Annotated in this window: 21 protein-coding genes and 1 tRNA gene; 15 read left to right on the forward strand and 7 right to left on the reverse strand. The window is 65.9% G+C overall.

Translation table 11 applies throughout. The features are described from left to right. Nucleotides 1-113 precede the first annotated feature (113 nt). Complete coding sequence (locus O5K31_RS17155) at nucleotides 114-1,004, forward strand: TauD/TfdA dioxygenase family protein (protein ID WP_269714964.1); 891 nt, start codon at nucleotides 114-116, stop codon at nucleotides 1,002-1,004. Nucleotides 1,005-1,200: 196 nt separating this feature from the next. Here O5K31_RS17155 and O5K31_RS17160 read toward each other — a convergent pair whose 3' ends face one another. The 3 genes from O5K31_RS17160 to O5K31_RS17170 all read right to left on the reverse strand — a co-directional run bounded on the left by O5K31_RS17160 (nucleotide 1,201) and on the right by O5K31_RS17170 (nucleotide 2,652). After that, nucleotides 1,201-1,872 carry an OmpA family protein gene (locus O5K31_RS17160; RefSeq protein WP_269714965.1) on the reverse strand — a complete coding sequence of 224 codons (672 nt, stop codon included), beginning with the start codon at nucleotides 1,870-1,872 and terminating at the stop codon, nucleotides 1,201-1,203. Between the two features lie 115 nt (nucleotides 1,873-1,987). Beyond that, nucleotides 1,988-2,063, reverse strand: a tRNA-Ala gene (locus O5K31_RS17165). A 115-nt stretch (nucleotides 2,064-2,178) separates the two neighbouring features. Next, complete coding sequence (locus O5K31_RS17170; RefSeq protein WP_269714966.1) at nucleotides 2,179-2,652, reverse strand: TIGR02300 family protein; 474 nt, start codon at nucleotides 2,650-2,652, stop codon at nucleotides 2,179-2,181. A 125-nt stretch (nucleotides 2,653-2,777) separates the two neighbouring features. Here O5K31_RS17170 and aroA point away from each other — a divergent pair, with 125 nt between their 5' ends. The 4 genes from aroA to O5K31_RS17190 all read left to right on the forward strand — a co-directional run bounded on the left by aroA (nucleotide 2,778) and on the right by O5K31_RS17190 (nucleotide 7,075). Beyond that, on the forward strand, nucleotides 2,778-4,103 hold the full coding sequence (gene aroA, locus O5K31_RS17175) for a 3-phosphoshikimate 1-carboxyvinyltransferase (RefSeq protein WP_269714967.1): 1,326 nt from the start codon (nucleotides 2,778-2,780) through the stop codon (nucleotides 4,101-4,103). Between the two features lie 5 nt (nucleotides 4,104-4,108). After that, a complete protein-coding gene (cmk, locus tag O5K31_RS17180; protein ID WP_269717094.1) occupies nucleotides 4,109-4,750 on the forward strand; it encodes a (d)CMP kinase in 642 nt (213 codons plus the stop codon). Nucleotides 4,751-4,891: 141 nt separating this feature from the next. Continuing rightward, nucleotides 4,892-6,598, forward strand: a complete 1,707-nt coding sequence (gene rpsA, locus O5K31_RS17185) for a 30S ribosomal protein S1 (protein WP_269714968.1) — start codon at nucleotides 4,892-4,894, stop codon at nucleotides 6,596-6,598. A gap of 186 nt (nucleotides 6,599-6,784) precedes the next feature. Beyond that, on the forward strand, nucleotides 6,785-7,075 hold the full coding sequence (locus O5K31_RS17190) for an integration host factor subunit beta (RefSeq protein ID WP_269714969.1): 291 nt from the start codon (nucleotides 6,785-6,787) through the stop codon (nucleotides 7,073-7,075). Between the two features lie 3 nt (nucleotides 7,076-7,078). Here O5K31_RS17190 and O5K31_RS17195 read toward each other — a convergent pair whose 3' ends face one another. Further along, entirely contained in the window at nucleotides 7,079-9,067 is a 1,989-nt protein-coding gene (locus tag O5K31_RS17195) for a TonB-dependent receptor (protein WP_269714970.1), read from the reverse strand. 124 nt (nucleotides 9,068-9,191) lie between these two features. Between O5K31_RS17195 and mscL the strand changes: the two genes are divergently transcribed. Next, complete coding sequence (gene mscL / locus O5K31_RS17200) at nucleotides 9,192-9,608, forward strand: large-conductance mechanosensitive channel protein MscL (RefSeq protein ID WP_269714971.1); 417 nt, start codon at nucleotides 9,192-9,194, stop codon at nucleotides 9,606-9,608. Here the strand turns inward: mscL and O5K31_RS17205 are convergent. Continuing rightward, nucleotides 9,605-10,006, reverse strand: a complete 402-nt coding sequence (locus tag O5K31_RS17205; protein ID WP_269714972.1) for a hypothetical protein — start codon at nucleotides 10,004-10,006, stop codon at nucleotides 9,605-9,607. The genes mscL and O5K31_RS17205 overlap by 4 nt on opposite strands. Nucleotides 10,007-10,169: 163 nt before the next feature. Here O5K31_RS17205 and O5K31_RS17210 point away from each other — a divergent pair, with 163 nt between their 5' ends. Continuing rightward, nucleotides 10,170-12,500, forward strand: a complete 2,331-nt coding sequence (locus tag O5K31_RS17210) for a GH92 family glycosyl hydrolase (protein WP_269714973.1) — start codon at nucleotides 10,170-10,172, stop codon at nucleotides 12,498-12,500. Between the two features lie 42 nt (nucleotides 12,501-12,542). Further along, on the forward strand, nucleotides 12,543-12,737 hold the full coding sequence (locus O5K31_RS17215; RefSeq protein WP_269714974.1) for a hypothetical protein: 195 nt from the start codon (nucleotides 12,543-12,545) through the stop codon (nucleotides 12,735-12,737). A gap of 18 nt (nucleotides 12,738-12,755) precedes the next feature. On the opposite strand, the gene O5K31_RS17220 is transcribed toward O5K31_RS17215, so the two are convergent. Further along, nucleotides 12,756-14,060 (reverse strand): sugar MFS transporter, encoded by a 1,305-nt coding sequence (locus O5K31_RS17220; RefSeq protein WP_269714975.1) that lies wholly within the window; start codon nucleotides 14,058-14,060, stop codon nucleotides 12,756-12,758. A 109-nt stretch (nucleotides 14,061-14,169) separates the two neighbouring features. Here O5K31_RS17220 and O5K31_RS17225 point away from each other — a divergent pair, with 109 nt between their 5' ends. Together O5K31_RS17225 and O5K31_RS17230 are read left to right on the forward strand one after the other, a co-directional pair. Then, nucleotides 14,170-14,808: a phosphoribosylanthranilate isomerase gene (locus O5K31_RS17225; RefSeq protein WP_269714976.1), complete on the forward strand. Its 639-nt coding sequence runs from the start codon at nucleotides 14,170-14,172 to the stop codon at nucleotides 14,806-14,808. A gap of 289 nt (nucleotides 14,809-15,097) precedes the next feature. Then, entirely contained in the window at nucleotides 15,098-16,660 is a 1,563-nt protein-coding gene (locus O5K31_RS17230) for an amidohydrolase (protein ID WP_269714977.1), read from the forward strand. A gap of 41 nt (nucleotides 16,661-16,701) precedes the next feature. Here O5K31_RS17230 and O5K31_RS17235 read toward each other — a convergent pair whose 3' ends face one another. Then, nucleotides 16,702-17,196, reverse strand: coding sequence for an Lrp/AsnC family transcriptional regulator (locus O5K31_RS17235; RefSeq protein WP_269714978.1), 495 nt, complete (start codon nucleotides 17,194-17,196; stop codon nucleotides 16,702-16,704). 126 nt (nucleotides 17,197-17,322) lie between these two features. Between O5K31_RS17235 and O5K31_RS17240 the strand changes: the two genes are divergently transcribed. The 5 genes from O5K31_RS17240 (at nucleotide 17,323) to O5K31_RS17260 (ending at nucleotide 23,447) form a co-directional block, all read left to right on the forward strand. Beyond that, nucleotides 17,323-17,538, forward strand: coding sequence for a hypothetical protein (locus O5K31_RS17240; protein ID WP_269714979.1), 216 nt, complete (start codon nucleotides 17,323-17,325; stop codon nucleotides 17,536-17,538). Continuing rightward, nucleotides 17,516-20,326 (forward strand): TonB-dependent receptor plug domain-containing protein, encoded by a 2,811-nt coding sequence (locus tag O5K31_RS17245; RefSeq protein ID WP_269714980.1) that lies wholly within the window; start codon nucleotides 17,516-17,518, stop codon nucleotides 20,324-20,326. The genes O5K31_RS17240 and O5K31_RS17245 overlap by 23 nt, the downstream gene beginning before the upstream one ends. Before the next feature lie 125 nt (nucleotides 20,327-20,451). Beyond that, nucleotides 20,452-21,672, forward strand: coding sequence for a tryptophan synthase subunit beta (trpB, locus tag O5K31_RS17250; RefSeq protein WP_269714981.1), 1,221 nt, complete (start codon nucleotides 20,452-20,454; stop codon nucleotides 21,670-21,672). Then, the gene (trpA, locus tag O5K31_RS17255) at nucleotides 21,669-22,496 is read left to right on the forward strand and encodes a tryptophan synthase subunit alpha (RefSeq protein ID WP_269714982.1); all 828 of its coding nucleotides are present in this window, start codon (nucleotides 21,669-21,671) and stop codon (nucleotides 22,494-22,496) included. Before trpB ends, trpA begins: the two co-directional genes overlap by 4 nt. A 12-nt stretch (nucleotides 22,497-22,508) precedes the next feature. Beyond that, nucleotides 22,509-23,447, forward strand: a complete 939-nt coding sequence (locus O5K31_RS17260) for an acetyl-CoA carboxylase carboxyltransferase subunit beta (RefSeq protein ID WP_269717096.1) — start codon at nucleotides 22,509-22,511, stop codon at nucleotides 23,445-23,447. The last annotated feature ends 9 nt before the right edge of the window (nucleotides 23,448-23,456 follow it).

Here is a 23,456-nt window from a genome sequence, read left to right on the forward strand (position 1 = left end):
CCCCTTCGTCGTCCGATACGGCCGAGCGCGGATCGACGACATCGGCGATCCGCGCGAAGCTGCACAGAGCGTCGTCACTGAGCACCGTAGTCCTCACTGAAAAGGAGGCGTGCATGAACGCCATCACTGACCGCAAACGTTTCGAGACCGAAGTCATTGAGGGTCTCACCTTCACCCCCGCCGGACCGCTTCTCGGCGCTGAAGTCACCGGGGTGGATTTGAGACAGGAGTTGTCGGCCACGGAGGCCGCCGCCATCCGCGGAGCGCTCACCCGCTACAAGGTTCTATTCTTTCGCGACCAGGACATCAGTCACGACGACCATATCCGATTTGGTCGCTACTTCGGCGATCTGGAGGGCCACCCGGTCACCGCGACCGTGCCCGGCTATCCTGAGATCCTGCACATCGAGGCTGCGGATGGTCTTAAGATCACCGAACAGCTTCTCCCCATCGCCCGCCCAGCCAACAAGTGGCACACCGATGTGACCTTTCGGGAGAGGCCATCCTTCGGGGGCATCTTGCGCGGACGCTTGCTGCCGCCCCTGGGCGGAGACACCATTTTCGCTGACACGAACGCGGTCTACGAAGACCTGCCCACATCGGTGAAGGAGAAGATCAGCCGCCTGAAGGCTGAGCACGACATCCTTCAGAGCTTCGGCTATCGGGTCCGCGAGGAGCGGCGCGAACAGCTAAGCCGAGAGTATCCGCCTCGCGCACACCCCGTGGTCCGCACCCATCCGGAGACGGGGGAGAAGCACCTGTTCGTCAACCCCGTCTTCACGACCCGTATCCTGGGTCTGGACGAGGACGAAGGCCGCGAACTCCTGACTTACCTCACCGACCGGGTAAAGGCCCCCGAGTATCAGGTCCGCTTCCGCTGGAGCCAGAACGCCATCGTCTTTTGGGACAACCGCGCGACACAACACTACGCGGTGCTCGACTACTTCCCGCACGACCGGATCGTCGAGAGAGTCACCGTGGTCGGGACAGACATCCCATTTTGATTTTGCACTGAATTGGCTGCCGCCCTGAGCGAGAGAGCGGAGCGCGTCACCACATCCGGATTCGCGGTCCGCGACGCGGCGACAAGAAAGCGCCCCGGCCTGAAAGACCGGGGCGAAAGTCGCAATCTCTTGGGGGACACTGCTGAACTAGCTCAGCCATAACGAAGCTGGGCCGTTCAGGTTCCCGACCGCTTGCTCACCCGGTGAAGGGGCGGATCAGCAGCTCGACACGCCGATTGCGCGCGCGACCGTCGGGCGTGCTGTTGTCGGCGACCGGCTGGCGCGAGCTTACGCCGGCTACATAGAGCCGTTCGCGCATGACGCCGCGTTCGATGAGGTAGGACGCCACTGAAGAGGCGCGGCGCTCCGACAGCGGCTGGTTGATGGCGTCGCCGCCGCTTGAGTCTGTGTGGCCGACGACATCGACCATGGATTGGTCGTACTGGCGCAGCACATTGGCCACATCATCGAGTACGGGCGCAAAACGTCCGTCGATATTGGACTGGTTGGTGGCGAAGGTGACGTCCGAGGGCATCACCAGGATCAGGTTGTCACCCTCACGCCGGACACCAACGCCGGAACCCGACAGCTCCGCCTCCATGGCGCGCTGCTGGCGGTCCATATAGTGGCCGATGCCGGCCCCGGCCAAGGCGCCCACGCCGGCGCCGATCAGGGCGTTCTTGCGCCCCTGCTCGCCGCTGTTGGTGTTGGTCAGGTAGCCGAGCAAAGCGCCGCCTAGGGCGCCGGCGATGGCGCCCGTGCCGGTGTTGTTGCGCCTTGGAGTGGAGCTGTAGGGATCGGTGGTGGTGCAGGCCCCGGCGAGCAGGGTCGCGATGGCGGCGGTGACGCCGATAAGTTTGCCGCGCATAGCCAAATTCTCCGACTGAATGTCGGAGCTTGAAACGTGCGCCTTATGGTGAAGGTTCCGGCGATGGCGGGAGGCTGAAATGGACAGGGCCCGGACGTCGCCGTCCGGGCCCTAATGGTGGAGCTAAGCGGAGTCGAACCGCTGACCTCTTGAATGCCATTCAAGCGCTCTACCAGCTGAGCTATAGCCCCAGAACCGTAAGGTTCTCCCGGCGGGTCTGGTGTGTCCCCCCGAGCGAGGCGCGGAACCTATTCCGGGAGACTTTTTGGATCAAGCCTCCCGGAAAGATTTTTTCGCGCCTGCTTTTTAGCGGTCTTCTTCGTCGCCGGCGCCGGGGATTTCGATGTCGGCGTCTTCGAAGTCTTCTTCCTCGTCCTCGAGGAAGGGCACGTCGTCGGCTTCTTCTTCAGCCAGGTCTTCGTCCTCGGCGAAATCGACGCCTAGGTCGTCACCACCCGGAGCCACGACGCCGGGTTCGGAGTCGTCGCCGTCATCGGTTTCCACGACCTCTTCGGCCGCTTCGTCGATTTCCGGGGTCTGATCCACCTCGTCCTCGAAACCGTCCTCGGTCTCGGGTTGCTTGACCTGCGCTTCCTTCTCGTCGTCGGAATCGTAGTCAGGCGTCACGGCGCGGGCGCGAACCCGGCGGCTGCGGATGGCTTCTTCAGGATCGAACTGCTCGCCGCATTTGGGGCAGGCAGCCGGGCGCTTGCCCAGGTCATAGAACTTGGATTGGCAGTTCGGGCAGATCTGTTTTGCGCCGAGTTCGGGATTGGCCAAGGAGGCGATCCTCTCAGGAAGGGCTTGAGCGAAAGCGGCGGCTCCCTTGCCACGCGCGGGGGCCGCTGTCAAAAGCAAACCCCTCTCATATCAATACCTTCACGCAAGCTTTAGGGAACCCCGTTTTGGGCACGAACGCCGCTGGATTGAAGAGCGCTCCTGGCAAGGCGCTCTCGGGGACCATCAAAATCCCCGGCGACAAATCGATTTCCCACCGCTCCATGATCCTCGGAGCCCTGGCGACGGGGACCACAACGGTTGAAGGATTGCTGGAAGGCGACGACGTTCTGCGCACCGCCGCGGCCATGCAGGCCTTCGGCGCGATGGTGACGCGGACCGGCGACAAGGCCTGGCGTATCGAGGGACAGGGCGGGCTGGCCGAGCCCAGCGACGTCATCGACTGCGGCAACGCCGGCACCGGCGTGCGCCTGATCATGGGCGCGGCCGCCGGTTATGCGATGAGCGCCACCTTCACCGGGGACCAGTCCCTGCGCGGCCGTCCCATGGCCCGGGTTCTCGACCCCCTTGGCGAAATGGGCGCGACCTGGATTGGCCGCGACCGGGGCCGTCTGCCCCTGACTCTTCGCGGCGGAGGCCTCAAGGGCCTGTCCTATCGCCTGCCCATGGCGTCGGCCCAGGTGAAGTCCGCCGTGCTGCTGGCTGGTCTCAACGCTGACAGCGACGTGGAGGTCATCGAACCGGAAGCCACTCGCGACCACACTGAGCGGATGCTACGCGCCTTTGGGGCGACGGTTGAGGTCGAAGATCGCGACGGCGCGCGCCATATCCGCCTGCCCGCCGGCCAGAAGCTCGCCGCCACCCATGTGGACGTGCCGGGCGATCCGTCGTCCGCCGCCTTTCCCATCGTCGCGGCCCTGATCACGCCGGGTTCGGCGGTGACGGTGGAGGGCGTCATGCTCAACACCCTGCGCGCCGGCGTGTTCGACACCCTGATCGAAATGGGCGCGGACCTGACCATCGAGAACCGCCGCATGGCCGGCGGCGAAGAAGTCGGCGACCTGACCGCCCGCCATTCGGCGTTGAAGGGCGTCGTCGTGCCGCCGGAACGCGCGCCGTCGATGATTGACGAATATCCGATCCTGGCGGTGGCGGCGGCCTTCGCCGAAGGCCAGACGGTGATGCGCGGCATCGGCGAGATGCGGGTCAAGGAAAGCGACCGCATCGCCCTGACGGCTGGCGGCCTGAAAACCTGCGGCGTGCAGGTCGAGGAAGAGCCCGAGGGCATGATCGTCACCGGGACCGGCCAGCCACCGCGCGGGGGCGGGACCGTGACGACCCACGGCGACCACCGCATCGCCATGAGCCATCTGGTCCTGGGCCTGGCGGCGCAAGCGGGCGTGGCCGTGGACGAGCCCGGCATGATCGCCACCAGCTTCCCCGGCTTCGCCGACCTGATGCGCGGCCTGGGCGCCGACGTCTCGGAGGCATGAGCACGATGGGCTTCGTGATCGCCGTCGACGGGCCGGCCGCCTCGGGCAAGGGCACCATCGCCAGCGTACTGGCCAAGGACTTCGGGTACCCGTTCCTGGACACCGGCCTGCTCTATCGCGCCGTGGGCGTGCGCCTGCTGGACCAAGGCGGCGATCTGGACGACGCGAAGGCGGCGCAGGCCTGCGCTCAGAATCTGGACCTTGCCGAGCTTGAGCGTCCGGACGTTCGCACCCGCGCCGCCGGCGAGGCCGCCAGCCGCGTGGCCGTGCATGGCGGGGTCCGCGCGGCCCTGCTCGCCCTGCAGAAAGATTTCGCCGCCCAGGAACCTGGCGCGGTGCTGGACGGCCGCGATATCGGCACGGTGATCACCCCCCACGCCCAGGCCAAGCTGTTCGTCACCGCCACGCCGGAAATCCGCGCCGAGCGTCGTTGGCGCCAGCTCAGCGGCCAGGGCGAGGCCGTGACCTATGAAGATATCCTGGCCGACATCCGCAAACGCGACGAACGCGACAGCGGTCGCGACAGCGCGCCCCTGGCCATGGCGCCGGACGCGGTCTTGCTGGATACGTCCGAAAAGACTATAGACGCGGCCATCGATGCGGCCCGCCGTATCGTCGAGGCGGCGCGCGCCAAGGCCGGTCTTTGACCGGAAGAGGCCAAATCCAACGCGCCGACCAGCGACCGCCGCGGGACATCACCTTCACTACATTTCACCTGGACGTCCAAGAACCGTCGGTGTTCGCACCCGTTTTGGCCGTCCCCCAACCCTGTAGAGACCAAGATCAGCATGGCTGACGATATGAGCATGAACCCGAGCCGCGACGACTTCGCCGCGCTCCTCGACAACGCCATGGGCGGCCGCGACTTCATGGAAGGCAGCGTCGTTCACGGGAAAGTCGTGGGCATCGAGAAGGACTTCGCGATCGTCGACGTCGGTCTGAAGACCGAAGGCCGCATCCTGCTGAAGGAATTCGGCCTGGACGATAACGGCAAGCCCACCATCAAGGTCGGCGACAACGTCGAAGTGTTCCTGGAACGCCTCGAAAACGCCCTCGGCGAAGCCGTTATCAGCCGCGACAAGGCTCGCCGCGAAGAGGCCTGGACCCGTCTGGAAGGCGTTTACGCCAAGAACGAACCGGTCATGGGCGCCATCGTCGGCCGCGTGAAGGGTGGCTTCACCGTCGACCTGGGCGGCGCTTCGGCCTTCCTGCCGGGCAGCCAAGTCGACATCCGTCCGGTCCGCGACGTCGGCCCGCTGATGGGCAAGGAACAACCCTTCGCGATCCTGAAAATGGACCGTCCGCGCGGCAACATTGTCGTGTCGCGCCGCGCCATCCTGGAAGAAGCCCGCGCCGAACAGCGCACCGAGCTGGTCAGCCAGCTGCAGGAAGGCGAAATCCGCGAAGGCGTCGTCAAGAACATCACCGACTACGGCGCGTTCGTGGACCTGGGCGGCATCGACGGCCTGCTGCACGTCACCGACATGAGCTGGAAGCGCGTCTCGCACCCCTCGCAAGTGCTCGCCGTCGGCGACACGGTGAAGGTGCAGATCGTCAAGATCAACCCGGACACCCAGCGCATCAGCCTCGGCATGAAGCAGCTGCAGTCGGATCCGTGGGACGGTGTCGAAGCCAAGTACCCGGTCGGCGCCAAGTTCACGGGCCGCATCACCAACATCACCGACTACGGCGCGTTTGTTGAGCTGGAAGCCGGCGTTGAAGGCCTGGTCCACGTCTCGGAAATGTCCTGGACCAAGAAGAACGTCCATCCGGGCAAGATCGTCTCCACCTCGCAGGAAGTGGATGTGGTCGTGCTGGACGTCGATCCGTCCAAGCGCCGCGTCTCGCTGGGCCTGAAGCAGGCTCAAGCCAACCCGTGGGACGCCTTCCTGGAAGCCCATCCGGTCGGCTCGAACGTCGAAGGCGAAGTCAAGAACGCCACCGAGTTCGGCCTGTTCATCGGCCTGGACAACGACATCGACGGCATGGTCCACCTGTCGGACATCGACTGGAGCGTTCCGGGCGAAGAAGCCATGGCGCGCTACAAGAAGGGCGACATCGTCAAGGCTCGCGTCCTCGACGTGGACATCGAAAAGGAACGCATCAGCCTGGGCATCAAGCAGCTCGGCGGCGACCCGATGACCGGCGACACCTACCGCAAGGGTCAGACGATCACCGTCACGGTGACCGAAATCACCTCGGGCGGCATCGAAGTCCGCTTCGGTGAGGACGACACCCCGATGAGCGCGTTCATCCGCAAGTCGGACCTGTCGCGCGACCGTCAGGAGCAGCGTCCGGAGCGTTTCGCCGTGGGCGACCGCATCGACGCCCAGGTGACCAACATCGACAAGGCGGCTCGCCGCGTGTCGCTGTCGATCAAGACCCTGGAACTGGCCGACGAGAAGGAAGCCATCGAGCAGTTCGGGTCGTCCGACTCGGGCGCCTCGCTGGGCGACATCCTCGGCGCGGCTCTGCGCGACAAGGCCAAGGACTAATCGTCCTAGCCTGCTGACTAAGATTGCGGCGGTCCGGTTCTCCGGGCCGCCGTTTTCTTTTTAGTCACCACCCAACGCTACGCCTTGCACCCGTAGCCTCTTGAAGACTCACACTTCCTTGGGCAAAGGTCGCCCCGCGGGCCGACCCAGCGCGTATTCGCCTACCTGTTCTTTCCGGGGGACCAGATGATCAAGTCGGAGCTCATCGCCAAACTGGCTGGCGAGAACCCGCACCTGACCCAAAAGGACATCGAACGCGTCGTCGGCGTCATTCTCGACCAGATGATCGTCGCCCTGGAAAAGGGCGGCCGGGTCGAGCTGCGCGGCTTTGGCGCCTTCTCCGTCCGCTCGCGGCCCGCCCGCTCGGGGCGCAATCCCCGCACCGGCGAGACCGTCGAGGTGCGGGCCAAGCACGTGCCGTTCTTTAAGAGCGGCAAGGAACTGCGCGCCCGCCTTAACGCCGATGGCGACGAATAGGCGCTAGCGCCGCAGAACGATCCCCGCCCGTACCAGCCGACCTGGCGCGAAGCTCTCCACGCCATCGGCGGTCTCGGCCGTCTCCACATTCGCATCGAACAGATTATCGACCGCCAAAAACAGGCGGGCGCGGCGGCTGACCGTCGCGTCGAGCCGCAGATCGGCGGTGAGGGCTGGTGACAGTCGGCGCGTGTTGAGATCGTCCTCCCAACGCCCGCTTTCGTATCGCAGGTCCAGGGCGGCGGTCAGCCGCTCGCCCATTTGCCATTCGCCCCCGGCCGTGGCCGTCCAGATCGGCGCCTGGGCCGGCCGCTTGCCGGTCAGCTGGGCGGCCTGACCGCCGCCATCGACCCGAGCGTCGGTGGCTGACAGGGCGGCCCGTAGCCGTAGACGGTCGGTGACATCGCGTGAGGCCTCGGCCTCCAGGCCGACGGCCTCGATCTGGCCGACGTTCTGGCGCTGGCGAAGCACACCGCCGGCGGGGACGAAGCCGGCCACCGGGAATGTGCCCGGGCCGACGCCGATGGTGACATTGGCGATCGCGTCCTCCAGCCGGGTGGCGAAGGCGGTGACCGACCAGGCCAGACCAGCGAGGTCGCCGCCTGCGCCCAGTTCGCCGCCAAACAACCGCTCCGGCTCCAGGCCGGCATTGGCCTCGGTGATGTCATTGCCGACGCGGAATGGGCGATGCAGCTCGTTCAGGGTCGCGGGGCGAAAGCCGGAATAGGCGGCGGCGCGCAGGAAGAAATCGCTCGCCAGCGCATAGCGCACGCCTGCCCGGGCGGTCGGCGTCGTCCCGTCCTGATCGGCAGTACGCTCGTCCAGGACCAAGCCGCCGGTTGCAATGTCGCGCTCCTGGCGTTTGGCGTCGCTGGAGGACCAGCGGTCGAGGCGCGCCCCGGCGGTCAGCAGCAGCGGGCCGCTCTCACGCCAGGCCTCGCCATAGAGCCCGGCCACCGAAGCCTGGCCGCCGGCCACGCGGGTGCGGGTGAAGGCGCCGCCCATGTTGCGGAAGCGTTCGCGACTTTCGCCCTCGAACAAGCGGCCATCGACGCCGATCTCCCACCAAGCGCCGCGCAGGGCCGCGTTCAGGCCATAGCCCTGGGCAGGCGTCGCATATTGATCATTGGCTGGGGTAGTGCCGGTGCGGCCTGCGGCCGTGGCGACCGAGCCATTGCGAAGGTCGCTCTCCATGGCCCAGGCCTGCAACCGCCAGCCCGGACGGCCGTCTTCCGCCAGACGCGCAGCGGAAACGGCGACGCTCTTGCCCGAGGCGACGCTGTCGGCCCCCACTAGGCCCGCGCCGCGCTTCTCGCGCCAACCGGCGATCCGCAGGCCCACGGCGACATCACCCAGTTGGTCGCCGAAAGCGGCGGACAGACCCGTACTCTCCAGGCCGATCGCCGTATCCGCGGCGCCGCGCCTGGGCCCACGCACCGGAACCTCGCCATCGAAGCGCTCATAGGCCCCGGCCAACAACAGCCGTCGACCTGCCCCGCGAGCCAGAACGGCGGCCCGGCCATAGCCCTCATCGCCGCCCGCCAACTCCAGCTGCAGATCGTCGTTCGTCCCGTCTGCGGTCTGCAGGCGCACCACCCCGGTCAGGGCGCCCGCCCCAAAGGGACCAGCGCCGGCGCCCCGCACGATCTGGGCGCCCCCCAAGGTCGCCGGCTGAACCTGAGTCCAGATCACCCAGCCGCCAAACGGATCATTGAGCGGCGCGCCGTCCAAGGTGACCAAAGCCCGGCCGGCGCCCGAGGGCGCGATCGAGCGCAGTGACAGGCCCTGGGTCGTTGGATTGGCGATGCCCGAGCCGGTGCGCCGGAAGAGCGACGCGCCGGGCGCGCTCTTAAGCGCATCATCGACCCGAGGACGCGCGGACAGCAAGCGCGGCTCGATCTGCACCGAGGAGAAGACGGCCGCAGCCGGGGCGTCGGGAAGGCGCGGAGCCGTAACCACGACCGCATCAACGGTCGGCGGCGCATCGAACATCTACAACTCCACGGCTGATCACTTGAGGCACCAACGCGTCGCACACCGCTTGGCTCCAGCCAAGCTTGACCCTGGCGGGCGACCCGGCCAGCCTGCGCCAATCGAGGACAGTCAGGAGGCGGATGTGAGCATCTTCAAGGAATTTCGGGAATTCATCGCGCGGGGCAACGTCATCGACCTCGCCGTCGGGGTGATCATCGGCGCGGCCTTCAACAGCATCGTAAAGAGCTTGGTCGATCAGGTGGTGATGCCGCCCATCGGTCTGGCGACGGGCGGGCTCGACTTCTCGAAACTTGAATGGGTGCTGCGGCCGGAAAATCCCGCCACCGAAGAGATCGAAAAGGTCGCCATTCAGTACGGCGCCTTCATCAACACCATTATCCAGTTCGTTATCGTGGCCATGGCGGTGTTCGTGCTGGTCAAGATCGTCAACACCCTGCGCCGTCAGCAGGCGGAGGAAGCTGACGCCGCCACCTCTGCACCGACCCCCAGCGAAGTTCTGCTGACCGAGATTCGCGACGAGCTGAAAAAGCGCCCCTAGGCTCTGGGCGCCGGCGCGTCCGGCAAGGCCAAGATTGGCGCAGAACCCGGCGTTGCCGCAGGTGCGTCCGGCAGGCTCAGAGGCGCGGGCCCCGATACACGCGCTGCAGCGGGCGTGACGGACCCTGTCGCCGCCGCGGTCTGGGCGTCTTTCTTGTTCTTCTTGCCGCCGCCAATGATCTTGGTGACGAGGCCGCCGACGCCCTTGCCGATATGACCGCCAACAATTCCGCCCGCGGCGCCGGCGACCGGCCCGGCCGCCGCGCCAGCGGTGCTGCCGGCCACGCTGCCGACGGCTCCAGCCAGGTTCTGAACCATGCTGGGCTTGTTCTCGTCGGCCCGGCCGGCGCCGCCGCTCAGCAAAAGGGCTGCGACAGCTCCGATCATGATCTCGCGCATGGGGCTTCTCCCATTTTTGCGCAGAACAACACGGCCAAAAGGAAGCCCGTTCCAAGCTTGAGCGAGGCTCATTTGAGGGAGGGCGACGTCAAACCCTGCTTTCGCAAGGCTTCGCGTCGGCTAAGCTGACGACCTGAAATCCGAAATCCTGGGGAGCGGGGTGATGAAGGCTGGCGAGTTTGTAGCGGGCGTCTGCGCCGTTCTGGCGATCACCCTGGCGAGCGTCGCCACAGCCCAGACCAAGGACCCCGCGGCCTTCGTCGATCCCTTCATCGGCACAGGCGGCTATGGCCACACCTTTCCCGGCGCGACCGTGCCCTTCGGCATGGTTCAGCTCAGCCCCGACACCAAGACCGCCCATTTCGGCAAGGACAGCTATCCCTGGGCCGCCGGCTACCAGCATGGCGACCAGACAATGCTGGGTTTCTCGCACACGCACTTCTCCGGGTCGGGCCACTCGGACCTCGGCGATATCCTGGTCACCGCCATGAGCGGCGCGGCGAAGCTGGACCCCGGCGAAACTGGCGTCGGCTATCGCTCGCGCATCGACAAGAAGACCGAGACCGCCTCGCCAGGCTTTTATTCGGTCGATCTGATCGATAATGGGGTGAAGGCCGAACTGACCGCCACCGAGCGGGTCGGCCTGCATCGCTATCGCTTCACCAAGGCGGGACCGGCCCATGTGGTCGTCGATCTGCGACACGCCATCTACGACTACGACGGCAAGGTCCTGTGGTCGCGCCTGCGCCTGCGGCCGGACGGAGCGGTCACGGGCATGCGTGAGACGCGCGGCTGGGCGCCGGCCCGGCAGCTGTACTTCGCCATGCGCTTTTCGCGTCCGCTCAAGAGCCACAGTTTCCTGAACCGCGAGCAGAACATCGCCTACAACGGTTTTCGACAGCCCGCGCATGGCAAGCCCGACCCCGCCCAGCGTGAAGGCCGCGCCATGGTCGGCGCGCTCGACTTTGGCGACCTGGCGGCCGGCGACGAGCTGCTGGTCAAGGTATCGATCAGCGGCGTCAGCGAAGACAACGCCCTGCGCAACCTCGACGCCGAGGTCCCCGCCTGGGACTTCGACGGCGTGAAGGCCGCCGCGCGCGCCAGCTGGAACCAGGCCTTGTCGGCCGTCGAGATGGAAGCGCCCGCCCCGATGAAGGCGTCACTCTATTCGGCGCTGTACCACACGCTCATGGGGCCGACCCTGTTCATGGACGTGGACGGTCGCTACCGGGGTCCCGACAACGCCGTCCACACGGCCAAGGGCTTCCGCTTTCACTCGACCTTTTCGCTGTGGGACACCTACCGCGCCGAGCACCCGCTGCTGACGCTGATCCAGCCGCAGGCGCGCAACGCCGATTTCGTTAACTCGCTGCTGGCGTCACAGAAGGTCAGCCCGTTCGGCATCCTGCCGGTCTGGTCGTTCCACGGCCAGGAGACCTGGACCATGATCGGGTACCACGCCGTACCCGTGATCGCGGACGCGTGGATGAAGGGCGTGCGGGGCTTTGACGGCAAGGCGGCCTTGGAAGCCATGGTGGCCAGCGCCGAGTACGGTCCGTATGGCGGCCTCGATGAGTATATGGCGCGCGGCTACGTGCCGATCGACAAGTCGCCGGAAGGCGCGTCCAAGACCGTCGAATACGCCTTCGACGACTGGACCATTGCACGCATGGCTCGCGATCTGGGGGATGCCGAGACGGCGGCGAAGTTCGACAAGCGCGCCGCCTACTGGCGCAACGTGTTCGACGCCAAGACGGGCTTCGTCCGCGCCCGCAAGAGCGACGGGACGTTCCGCGAGCCCTTCGACCCGACGGCGATCAACTACGGCTCCGACTACACCGAGGGGAACGCCTGGCAGTATAGCTGGTACGTGCCGCACGACACGTCGGGCCTGATCGCGGCCCTGGGTGGTGATGCGGCGCTGGTCGGCAAGCTGGACGCCATGTTCGACTACGACAACTCCAAGCTCGACTATTCGCACGCCGAGGACATCAGCGGCCTGATCGGCCAGTACATCCACGGCAACGAGCCCAGCCATCAGGCGGCCTACCAGTACGTCCACGCTGGCCAGCCCTGGCGCACCCAAGAGCGGCTCAAGCAGATCGTCGAGAGTCAGTACAAGCCGACCCCGGACGGCCTGTCTGGCAATGACGACCTGGGCCAGATGTCGGCGTGGCTGGTGTTCACGGGACTCGGCTTCTACCCGGTGGCGCCCGGTTCGAACGAGTACGTCATCGGCCGCCCCTTCGTTGAGAAGGCGACCCTGAACCTGCCTAACGGCAAGCGCTTCGACATCGTCACCGAAGGGCTTTCGGACGCCAATCGCTACATCGGCTCGGCCCGCTTAAACGGCAAGCCGCTGACCCGCGCGGTGCTGCGCCACGAAGATATCCTGGCCGGCGGCGAGTTGCGCTTCGTCATGCAGGCCATGCCCAACAAGACATGGGGGACCGGCAAGGCCGAGCGCCCATACTCGATGTCGCCCTATCGCTGACCAGCGCCAGGGCGTCGGTCATCAACCCGCGAGGAGGTTTCCATGTCCGGCGACCAGAGCGTCCATCGTGATGAGCAATCGGCGCTCGCCGAATTTCGAGCCGGTCCGTTTGGCGGTCGGGCGGAGGTTCGCGTGACGCCTGAGGGTATCTGGGCCGTGGCCGGCCTGATGACAGGTATTTTGCTTTCGAGTGCGGCCATCGTCTGGGCCGCCAAAGCAAAACGGCGGGCCCGCTAGAGGCCCGCCGCTCTCAGATCAGTTGGTGATGGTCGGCGCTGGCTCGACCTCCACAAACGGCTTGCGCGTGGTCCATCCAAAGAGGGCGATGACCAGATAACAGACCGCCGGCAGCAGGAACGCCAGGCCCAGGCCGACGTGGTCGCCCAGCAGGCCGGTGGCCGGCGGCAACAGGGCGCCGCCGACGATGGCCATGCACAGCAGGCCCGACGCCGCCGGCATCTTCACGCCCATGCCCTGCAGCCCCAGGCTGAAGATGGTCGGGAACATCACCGAGTTGAAAAGGCCCACCGCGATGATCGCATAGCCGGCGGTCACGCCCGTGGAGAAGGCCGAGATGGCGATGAACACCGCCGCGCCCACCGCGCAGAAGGCCAGCACCTTGCCAGGCGAGACGCGCGCCAGGACCCACGCGCCGATCAGGCGGCCGACCATGGCCCCGCCCCAGTAGTAGGCGACCATGTGACCTGCCTGGGACAGCGACAGTCCCAAGGTATCGGGCTGGCTCAGATAGTTGGTCAGATAGGTGCCGATGGACACCTCGGCGCCCACATAGAGGAAGATGCACAGCACCGCGAAGGCCAGGCGCTTGTGACCCAGCAGACCGAACATCTCGCTCAGGCTGGGGGCCTTTTCCGGCTTGGGCGCGTGGTCGTGATTGCGCAGCAGGAAGAAGATCAGGGCCAGGACCGCCAGCACGCCGGCGATGATCATGTAGGGCGCCTGCACCGCCTGAGCCTGGGTATGGCGCAGGGTCTCAAGCTGAATCTGGGTCAGGGTCGCCGGGTCCGGCGCCTTTTCAATGTGGCTGAGGATCATCGCCGAGCCGATGAACGGGGCGATGAAGGTGCCGAACGAGTTCAGGAACTGGGCGAAGGTCAGGCGGCTCGACGCCGTTTCCGGCTTGCCCAGCAAGGTGACCACCGGGTTGGCCGCCACCTGCAGAATGGTGATGCCCGAGGCCAGGATGAACAGGGCCGCCAGGAAGCCCCAGAACACGCCGGCGTTGGCGGCGGGGGCGAACAGCAGGCAGCCGACCATCATCACCAGCAGGCCGACGACGATGGAGCGCAGGTAGCCCAGCTTGGAGACCAGGGCGCTGGCCGGCAGGGAGATGACGAAATAGCCGAGGAAGAAGGCGAACTGCGTCAGCCCCGCCTCGAAATTGGTGAGGGTGAACACCGCCTTCAGCGCCGGGGCGATCAGATCCACCAGGCAGGTGGAGAAGCCCCAGGCGAAGAACAGTACGATGACCCAGGGCAGCAGGAAGCCGCCGCCTTTTTGAACGCCCGCACTCACGGACGCGCCGCCGACTTGTACCATTCGATCCTCCCCGATCATTTTTATCGCTTTTAGCGGAGCGCTATCGACACTGTTGATGACAGCGCTGTCAAGACTTGCGCGGCAAACCTTCCGGGCGCACATCGCCCTCATGACCACGGCCAAGATCTGCGGACTGTCGACGCCAGAGGCGGTTAAGGCCGCCCTCGACGGGCGCGCCTCGCACATCGGCTTCGTCTTTTTCCCCAAGAGCCCGCGCGACATAGACCCCGCGGCCGCCGGCCGACTAGCCCTGCCCGTGCGGGGCCGGGTCAAGATCGTGGCTGTCACCGTCGATCCAAGTGACGCCTTGCTGGATCGTCTGATGAAGACCCTGGCGCCCGACCTGATCCAGGTCCACGGCAAGGAGACGCCAAACCGGGCACGCGACATCGCCGCCCGCACCGGCGCGGGGATCATCAAGGCCATCTCAGTCTCCACCGCGCAGGACATCGAAGGGGCGCGAGCCTTTGAGGAGGTGGCCGAGCATTTGATGTTCGACGCCAAGCCGCCCCAGGACTCAAACCTGCCGGGCGGCACCGGCGCACGGTTCGACTGGACCCTGCTCAAGAACCGTCGCTTTAAACGCCCGTGGTTCCTGGCTGGCGGGCTCGACCCTTGGAACGTGCGCGACGCGGTCGAACAATCAGACGCCCCCCTCGTGGACGTCTCGTCAGGCGTCGAGCGCGGGCCCGGTCAGAAGGACCCGGCCCTCGTCAGCGCGTTCCTGGACGCTGTCCGCCGGGGCTGACGCCCGCCAAGCGATCAGCAATCAAGCATCGGTCGCTGGAATCGCCGCCAGATCGCTCACCGATGCAAATTCGGTGATTTTCGACGCCCAGAGATTTACGCGCGCCCGAAGCCGTGGTGCAATTTTTACGCAGCGCAGCTTTTTGACGTCTTTTTCCTATTTGACGCAGAAATGCTGCGTGCACTTTGCGACTAAGCTTCTAGCCTGGCCCAGCTTGCCGTTTCACTGGCGCTGGCCGCGAACACATCACACCGGGGGTCGACACATGCATATTCTGAGAAGCCGAGGCTTGAGAGCGCTACTGCTCGGCGCCGCCATGGCGCTGCCTGCCGTGGCCGCGCACGCCGAGCCCACCGAAGCCATGCGCACGGCCGCGATCAGCGGCGTGGACGCCCGCGCCAAGCTGACCCAGGAGATGGTCGACTCGGTGTTCAGCTTCGCCGAGCCGGGCTTCCAAGAGTTCAAGACCTCCGAGTACATCACCGGCATTCTTGAAAAGAACGGCTTCAAGATCGAACGCGGCGTCGCCGGCATGCCGACCGCCTGGACGGCCACCTGGGGAACCGGCGGCCCGCTGATCGCGCTGGGCAGCGATATCGACGCCCTGCTGGGTCTGTCCCAAGTCCCCGGCGATCCGAACATCAAACCCCAGGTGGCGGGCGCGCCCGGCCATGGCGAAGGCCACAATTCGGGCATGCCGCTGATCGTCACCGCCGCGCTCGCGGCTAAGGACGTGATGGTCAAGAACAAGCTCCCCGGCCGCCTGATGATCTGGCCGGGCGTCGCCGAGGAGCTTTTGGCGACCAAGGCCTTCTACGTTCGCGACGGCCTGTTCAAGGACGTCGACGCTTCGATCTTCACCCACGTCAGCCGGGACTTCTCCACGGGCTGGGGACCGGCGGGCAACAACGGCATGGTGTCGGTGGAATACACTTTCCACGGCAAGACCTCGCACGCCGCGGGCGCGCCCTGGGCCGGCCGAAGCGCCCTGGACGGGGTGGAACTGATGAACGCCGCCTGGAACATGCGGCGCGAGCATCTGCCGGTGACCCAACGGTCGCACTATGTGATCACCGACGGCGGCGGCCAGCCCAACATCGTGCCGGGCACGGCGACGGTCTGGTATTATTTCCGCGAGCAGACCTTCGACTCCATCCGCAACCTCTACGAACTCGGGACCAAGATTTCGGAGGCCGCGGCCATGGCCACCGACACGACGGTGGAGCGTCGCCTGCTGGGCTACGCCGCGCCCAACTACGGCAACAAACCCCTGGCCGAGGCGGCCTACGCCAACATCAAGCGGGTCGGGATGCCCCAGTGGTCCGAGGCCGATCAGGCTTTCGCCAAGGCCTTGCAGGAGACCAACAAGTTCAAGATCGAGCCGCTGGCGACCGAGGTCGCAGCGCTGTCCACGCCAGATGGTCGCGGCCCCTCCATGGGCGGCGGGTCGGACGATATCGGCGACATCATGTGGACGGTGCCGACCATAACCATCCGCTTTCCGTCGAACGTGCCCAACGCCATCGGCCACAACGTGACCTCGGCCATGGCCATGGCCACACCTATCGCCCACAAGGGCGCCCAAGCCGGCGCCAAGGCGGTGGCCCTGACCATTCTTGACCTGGTGACCACGCCGACCCTGGTGGCCGAGGCCAAGACCTACTTCCAGACGGTCCAGCTGAAGGACCAGAAGTACGACCCCGTGCTGACCAAGGACGACAAGCCCGCCATCCATCTCAATACCGAGATCATGGCTCGCATGCGGCCCAAGATGGAGCCGTTCTACTACGACCCCAAGAAGCACAAGACCTATCTGGACCAGCTCGGCATCGCCTATCCGCCCGCCAAGTAGACAGAGGGCTTCAGACCGCCGGCTCCGCAAGGGACCGGCGGCTACTCCTTGTCTTGAAAGACGATCGGAGGCGTGCCGCGGCGAGCCACCTCCCGCATCACGAAGCTGCTTCGAATCTTGGCCACGTGAGGCAGGGTCGACAGCTCCCGCCGATAGACCCGGTCATAGTCCTCGAAGGACTCCACATGCAGCATAACGAGGAAGTCGGTGTCGCCCGACACGAAGCCGCAGTAGGAAATGGACGGACATTTGACCACTTCGCGCTCGAACTCGTTGAGCGCGCGCTCGGCCTGGGAGCTCAGCTCGATGGCGACGAACACCACCACGCTATAGCCCAGCATCGGCAGGTTCAGGTCCGCCGAATAGCCAAGTACGGCGCCCCGCTCCTCCAAACCCTTGCGGCGGCGCGCCACGGCGGTGCTGGAAAGATTGATCTTTTCCCCCAACCAGACGTCCGAAGCACGGCCATCGGCGCAAAGCTCCTCTAGGAGCTGATAATCGACCTGATCAAGGTCCAGCTGTTCGGATTTCGCCATGCTTTGGAGGACCCCGTGTATAAATCTGCAGCAGAATCTTATTTCTGACGGCGATTTCCGTCTTGGCGCAAGTCGTCGCACCCACCCCCGATAATATTCACAAATCCTGAGGCACAGGCGGTCCGGATGAATGAGGCCGCCGATCTTAGGGGCGCGTCGCTGTCGACCATGCGCTGCTTATTGCAGCTCATGCGTGCGGCGCTAGGGAAAACAACCAGGCGCTCCTGCGGACATAGCGGCCGCGGCTCGGGCGAGAACGCCAGTTTGTTTCGTGAGTACCTCAACGATTTCCTGACCTTATCCGCCTTGGGGGCGCAAAATGAATCTCTCGATCGGCAATAGACTAACGTCGAATATCCGGCGGTGCGCGCTCGCCACCGCCAGTCTCGCGGTGATCGCGGCCTGGGGCCAGAGCGCTGTGGCGCAGGAAGCTGGCGCCGCCGAGATCGAGGAAATTCTCGTCACCGGATCGCGCATCGCCCGCGACGGCTACGCCGCTCCGACGCCGGTCAACGTTCTGGGGACAGAGGAAATCTCGGCTGCAGCTCCGGCCAACATCGCCGACTTCGTCAACACCCTGCCCTCAGTGGCCGGCAGCTCCACCGCCGCCAACTCCTCCGGCTCGCTCAGCAACGGCGCGGCGGGCATCAGCGCCCTGAATCTGCGCGCGCTCGGCACCGGGCGCACGCTGGTGCTGTTCGACGGTCAGCGCTCGGTCGTGTCGGCCGCCACCGGCCAGGTGGACACCAACACCTTTCCGCAATCGCTGATCTCGCGCGTCGAGGTGGTGACCGGCGGCGCCTCCTCGGCCTACGGCTCGGACGCCATCGGCGGGGTGGTCAACTTCATTCTCGACAAGGAATACACCGGCCTTAAGTCGTCGCTGGAATATGGCGAGACGACCTATGGCGACGGTGAGAACTGGAAGTTCAACGTCACCGCGGGCGGCGGCTTTGCGGGCGGCAAGGGGCACTTCCTGGCCAGCGCCGAGTGGGTCGGCCAGGACGGCGTCCACACCCTGGACCGCGACTGGAACCGCAGCGGCTATTTCGCCATCCGCAACACCGACCTGTCGGCGGGCGCGCCCTACTACATCGTCAGCGACAAGGTGGGCATCTCGACCTACACGCCGGGCGGCCTGATCACCGCCGGCCCGCTGCGGGGCACCTATTTCGGGGTCAATGGCGCGGTGAACCAGCTGGCCTACGGCGCGGTGTCAGGCCAGTGGATGGTCGGCGGCGACTGGGACTATTCGTCCTCTGGGATCGTGGGCACCAACACCCTGATCCCGGACGAGGATCGCGAAAGCTATTTCGGACGCGCGAGCTATGAGATCACGCCCAATATCGAGCTCTTCATCCAGGGCTCCTACGCCAAGTACGAGGGGCTGAGCTACTACATCTCGCCCACCCAGACGGGCATCACGATCCGGTCCGACAACGCCTTCCTGCCCGCCTCGGTCAGGACGCAGATGACAAGCCTGGGCCTGACGTCCTTCACCATGGGCACCAGCAACATCGACATGCCCGCCTCGGGCAGCGCCATCTCACGCGAGACGGAGCGCTACGTGGTCGGCGGCAAGGGCGACTTCTCGGCCTTGGGGCTCGATTTTGCCTGGGACGCCTATTACCAGCATGGCGAGACCAAGACCCACGAGCAGCTGACCCCGACCTGGAACACCGCGCGTCTGACCCTCGCGACCGACGCGGTGCTGAGCAATGGCCAGATCGTCTGCCGCTCGACGATCACCAACCCGACCAATGGCTGCGTGCCCCTGAACCGCTTCGGGGTCGGGGTCGCCAGCCAGGCGGCCCTCAACTACGTGCTGGGCACGCCTTTGCGCGATCAGGTCTTCAAGCAGGACGTCGCCGCCTTCAACGTCACCACCAGCAGCATCCAGGGTTGGGCCGGGCCCATCTCGTTCGCCACCGGCGCCGAGTACCGCAAGGAGAAGATGTCCGGCTCAGTCGATCCGCAATACGAGAGCGGCTGGAAATACGGCAACTTCCGCGTCACCCGCGGCGAGTACGATGTGGTCGAGGCCTATGCCGAAGCGGTCGTGCCGCTGTTGACGGGCCTGGACTTCAACGGCGCCTTCCGGGTCACCGACTACAGCACCTCAGGAACCGTCAAAACCTGGAAGGCGGGCCTGACCTACCAGCCGATCCCCGACATCAAGTTCCGCGCCTCGGCCTCACGCGATATCCGCGCGGCCAATATGAGCGAGCTTTACGACGCTGGCACCGCGCGCAGCAATTCGGTGAACATCAACGGCGTCTCGGTCGCCTTCGTCCAGAACCTGCAGGGCAACCCGCAGGCCAAGCCCGAGGTCGCGGATGGTTACGGCGTCGGCGTGGTGGTCTCCCCTCGCTTCCTGCCCGGCGTCCAGGCGTCGATCGACTATTACGACATCAAGGTGGACGGGGTGATCAGCTTCGTCACCGCCCAGCAGGTCGCTGACTACTGCTACATCCAGAACGTCTCATCCTACTGCTCGAACCTGAAGTTCACGAACGGCGTGCTGAGCACGATCGACCTCTATTACGACAACCTCAACCAGATGACCGCCAAGGGGCTGGACATAGAGGCCTCGTACCGCACCGATCTGGAGGACGTCGCATCCTGGGCCAAGGGCGCCCTGACCCTGCGGGCGATGTTCACCCACTATATCGAGAACGTCACCGACGATGGGGTGACCGCCATAGACCTGGCCGGCGCCAACACCACCAGCACGCCCGACTGGGTCTATCGCCTGACGGCGACCTATGGGCTGGATCCTTGGACCTTCAACGTCACGGCGCGGGGCGTGAGCGACGGCGTCGTCAGCAACGCCTACACCGAGTGCCAGAGCGCATGCCCGGCCAGCGTCGCGCCGTACTACACGATCAACGACAACAGCATCAAAGGGGCCCTCTACTTCGACGTCCAGGCCGCCTATGACTTCGAGGTCAGCGGCGTGGGTGGCGAGGCCTTCTTCTCGGTCAAGAACCTGTTCAATTCCGAGCCGGTCCTGCTGGGCAACCCCAACAACCTCGGCGCCGAGAATACAGTCGGCTACCCGCAGACCAACCGGAACCTCTACGACACCATGGGCCGCACATTCCGCATGGGCCTGCGCCTGGAATTCTAGGCGGAATTTGAGCGACCGGCGCTGGGGCGCCGGTCGTTTCTACTGGCGTCGAAGGCCTTGCGGGACTAAAGGAGCCGTCTCTTGTAACGGCCTCTCCCCCGCCGTACGCCGCGCCTGAGTCTCAATTGAGTCTGACAGCAAAGCCCAACGACTATTCGGCCTATCCGGATTCCGCCGGTCGCTTCGGCGAATTCGGCGGTCGCTACGTGGCCGAGACCCTGATGCCGCTGGTTCTCGAACTTGACCGCGCCTATGCGCAGGCCAAGGCCGACCCCGCGTTCCAGGCCGAGCTTCGCGGCTACCTGACCCACTATGTGGGCCGCCCCAGCCCGCTCTATTTCGCCGAGCGCCTGACCAGGCACTTCGGCGGCGCGAAAATCTACTTCAAGCGCGAAGAGCTCAATCACACGGGCGCGCACAAGATCAACAACTGCATGGGCCAGATCCTGCTGGCCCAGCGCATGGGCAAGACGCGGATCATCGCCGAAACCGGCGCCGGCCAGCACGGGGTCGCCTCGGCCACGGTCTGCGCCCGCTTCGACCTGCCCTGCGTGGTCTATATGGGCGCCACCGACGTGGCCCGTCAGAAGCCCAACGTCTTCCGCATGAACCTTCTGGGCGCCGAAGTGCGGCCCGTGACCTCCGGGGCGGCGACGCTCAAGGACGCCATGAACGAGGCCATGCGCGACTGGGTGACCAATGTCGCCGACACCTATTACCTGATCGGCACCGCCGCCGGCCCGCACCCCTATCCGGCCATGGTTCGCGACTTCCAGGCGGTGATCGGCAGCGAGACCCGCGAGCAGATCCTGGAGGCCGAAGGCCGTCTGCCGGACGCCGTGGTCGCCTGCGTGGGCGGCGGCTCCAACGCCATCGGCATGTTCCACCCGTTCCTCAATGACGAAGGCGTGCGCATCTACGGCGTCGAAGCCTCGGGCTACGGACTGGGTACCGACAAGCATGCCGCATCGCTGACGGGCGGCCGTCCGGGCGTGCTGCACGGCAACCGCACCTACCTTCTGCAGGACGACGACGGCCAGATTCTGGACGCCCACTCCATCTCGGCCGGCCTCGACTATCCGGGCATCGGTCCGGAGCATTCTTGGCTGCACGACGTGGGCCGGGCCCAGTACCTGACCTGCACCGATAAGGAGGCCCTGGAGGCCTTCCAGCTGTGCGCCGAGCTCGAAGGAATCATTCCGGCCCTGGAGACCGCCCACGCCCTGGCCAAGCTGGGCGAGGTCGCCCGCGACGTCGGCAAGGACGGCGTGATCGCCGTGTGCCTGTCCGGTCGCGGCGACAAGGACATCTTCACCGTGGCCGACGCCCTGGGACGCCAACTTTGACCAAGGACCGCATCGACCGTCGCTTCGCCGCGCTTGCGTCGGAGGACCGCGCGGCCTTCGTGGCCTACATCATGGCCGGCGATCCGGACGCGGCGACCGCGCTGGAGATCATGCGCGGCCTGCCCGCCGCCGGGGCCGACATCATCGAGCTGGGCTTCCCCTTCTCCGACCCCATGGCCGAGGGCCCGACCATCCAGCGCGCCAGCCAGCGCGCCCTGGCCGGCAAGATGACCACCAAGGGCGTCTTGGACACCGTCCGCGCCTTCCGTGAAGGCGACCAGGACACTCCGGTGATCCTGATGGGCTACCTGAACCCGCTGGTGAACTATGGATTCGAGGCCTTCGCCAACGACGCCGCCGCGGCCGGAGCCGACGGCCTTATCGTCGTCGATTGCCCCCCGGAGGAAGCAGACCCCCTGGTCGATGCGCTGGACGCGACGAATCTTTCGCTGATCCGCCTGGCCACGCCGACCACCGACGACGCGCGTCTGGCGGTGGTGGTCAAGCGCACTTCGGGCTTTGTCTATTACGTTTCGGTCGCCGGGGTGACCGGCGTGCTGGAAGCCGACGCGGACGCCGTGGCCCCCGCTGTAGCGCGGGTTCGCGCCGCTTCAGGCCTGCCGGTGGCCGTGGGTTTTGGCATCAAATCACCCGAGCGCGCCGCCGCCGTGGCGCGCATCGCGGACGCGGCCGTGGTCGGTTCGGCGCTCATCGACGCGCTGGAATCGAATTTGTCATCGAACGAAAACGTGACCTCAGCGGTTCTTTCAAAAGCTGAAGAGCTTGCTAACGCTGTGCGCTTCGCACGTTCCAAGAAGGCTTGAGTGGTGAAGGCTATGGCTATGGCGGACCCCCAAGACCCCAAGAAGGCAGACAAGGCGGCCAAGGCCGCGTCGGGCGAGCGTTCGCGCGGCGGATGGCTGGCCAAGATCGCGCCCGGTGTGCGCGGCGCCTTCGTCAAGCGCGAGACGCCTGACAACCTTTGGGTCAAATGCCCGGACACGGGCGAGATGATCTATCGCCCCGATCTGGAGGCGGCCCTGTGGGTCACCCCGGCCGGGCGTCACATGCGGATCGGCCCCGAGGCGCGCTTCCGCTACACCTTCGACGACGGCAAGCACGAAATCCTGCCGAGCCCGAAGGTGGCCGAGGACCCGCTGAAGTTCTCGGACGGCAAGCCGTACAAGCAGCGCCTCATCGAGGCCCGCAAGAAGACCGGCGAACAGGACGCCATGGCCATCGGCTTTGGCCAGATCGGTGGCCTGCCTGTCGTGGTGCTGGTTCAGGATTTCGCCTTCATGGGCGGATCGCTCGGCATGGCCGCCGGTGAGGGCTTCATCGCCGCCGCCGAAGCCGCCGTCGAGCGCAACGCCCCGCTAGTGATCTACACCGCCGCCGGCGGCGCCCGGATGCAGGAAGGCGCCCTGTCGCTGATGCAGATGGCCCGCACGACCCTGGCCATCCAGTCGCTGAAAAGCGCCGGCCTGCCCTACGTTGTCGTCCTGACCGACCCCACCACGGGAGGCGTGACCGCCTCCTACGCCATGCTTGGCGACGTGCACTTGGCCGAACCCGGCGCCCTGATCGGCTTCGCCGGCCAGCGGGTGATCGAACAGACCATCCGCGAGACCCTGCCGCCGGGCTTCCAGCGTTCAGAGTTCCTAGTCGAAAAGGGCATGGTCGACCGCGTCACCGCCCGCAAGGAGCTGCCGGCGGTGCTGGCCTCGATCCTGGGCACCCTGATGATGGGCCGGGCGCGCAAGAAGGCGGCCTAGCCGCCCACG

Source organism: Caulobacter sp. NIBR2454 (assembly GCF_027474405.1).
Classification (GTDB): Bacteria; Pseudomonadota; Alphaproteobacteria; order Caulobacterales; family Caulobacteraceae; genus Caulobacter.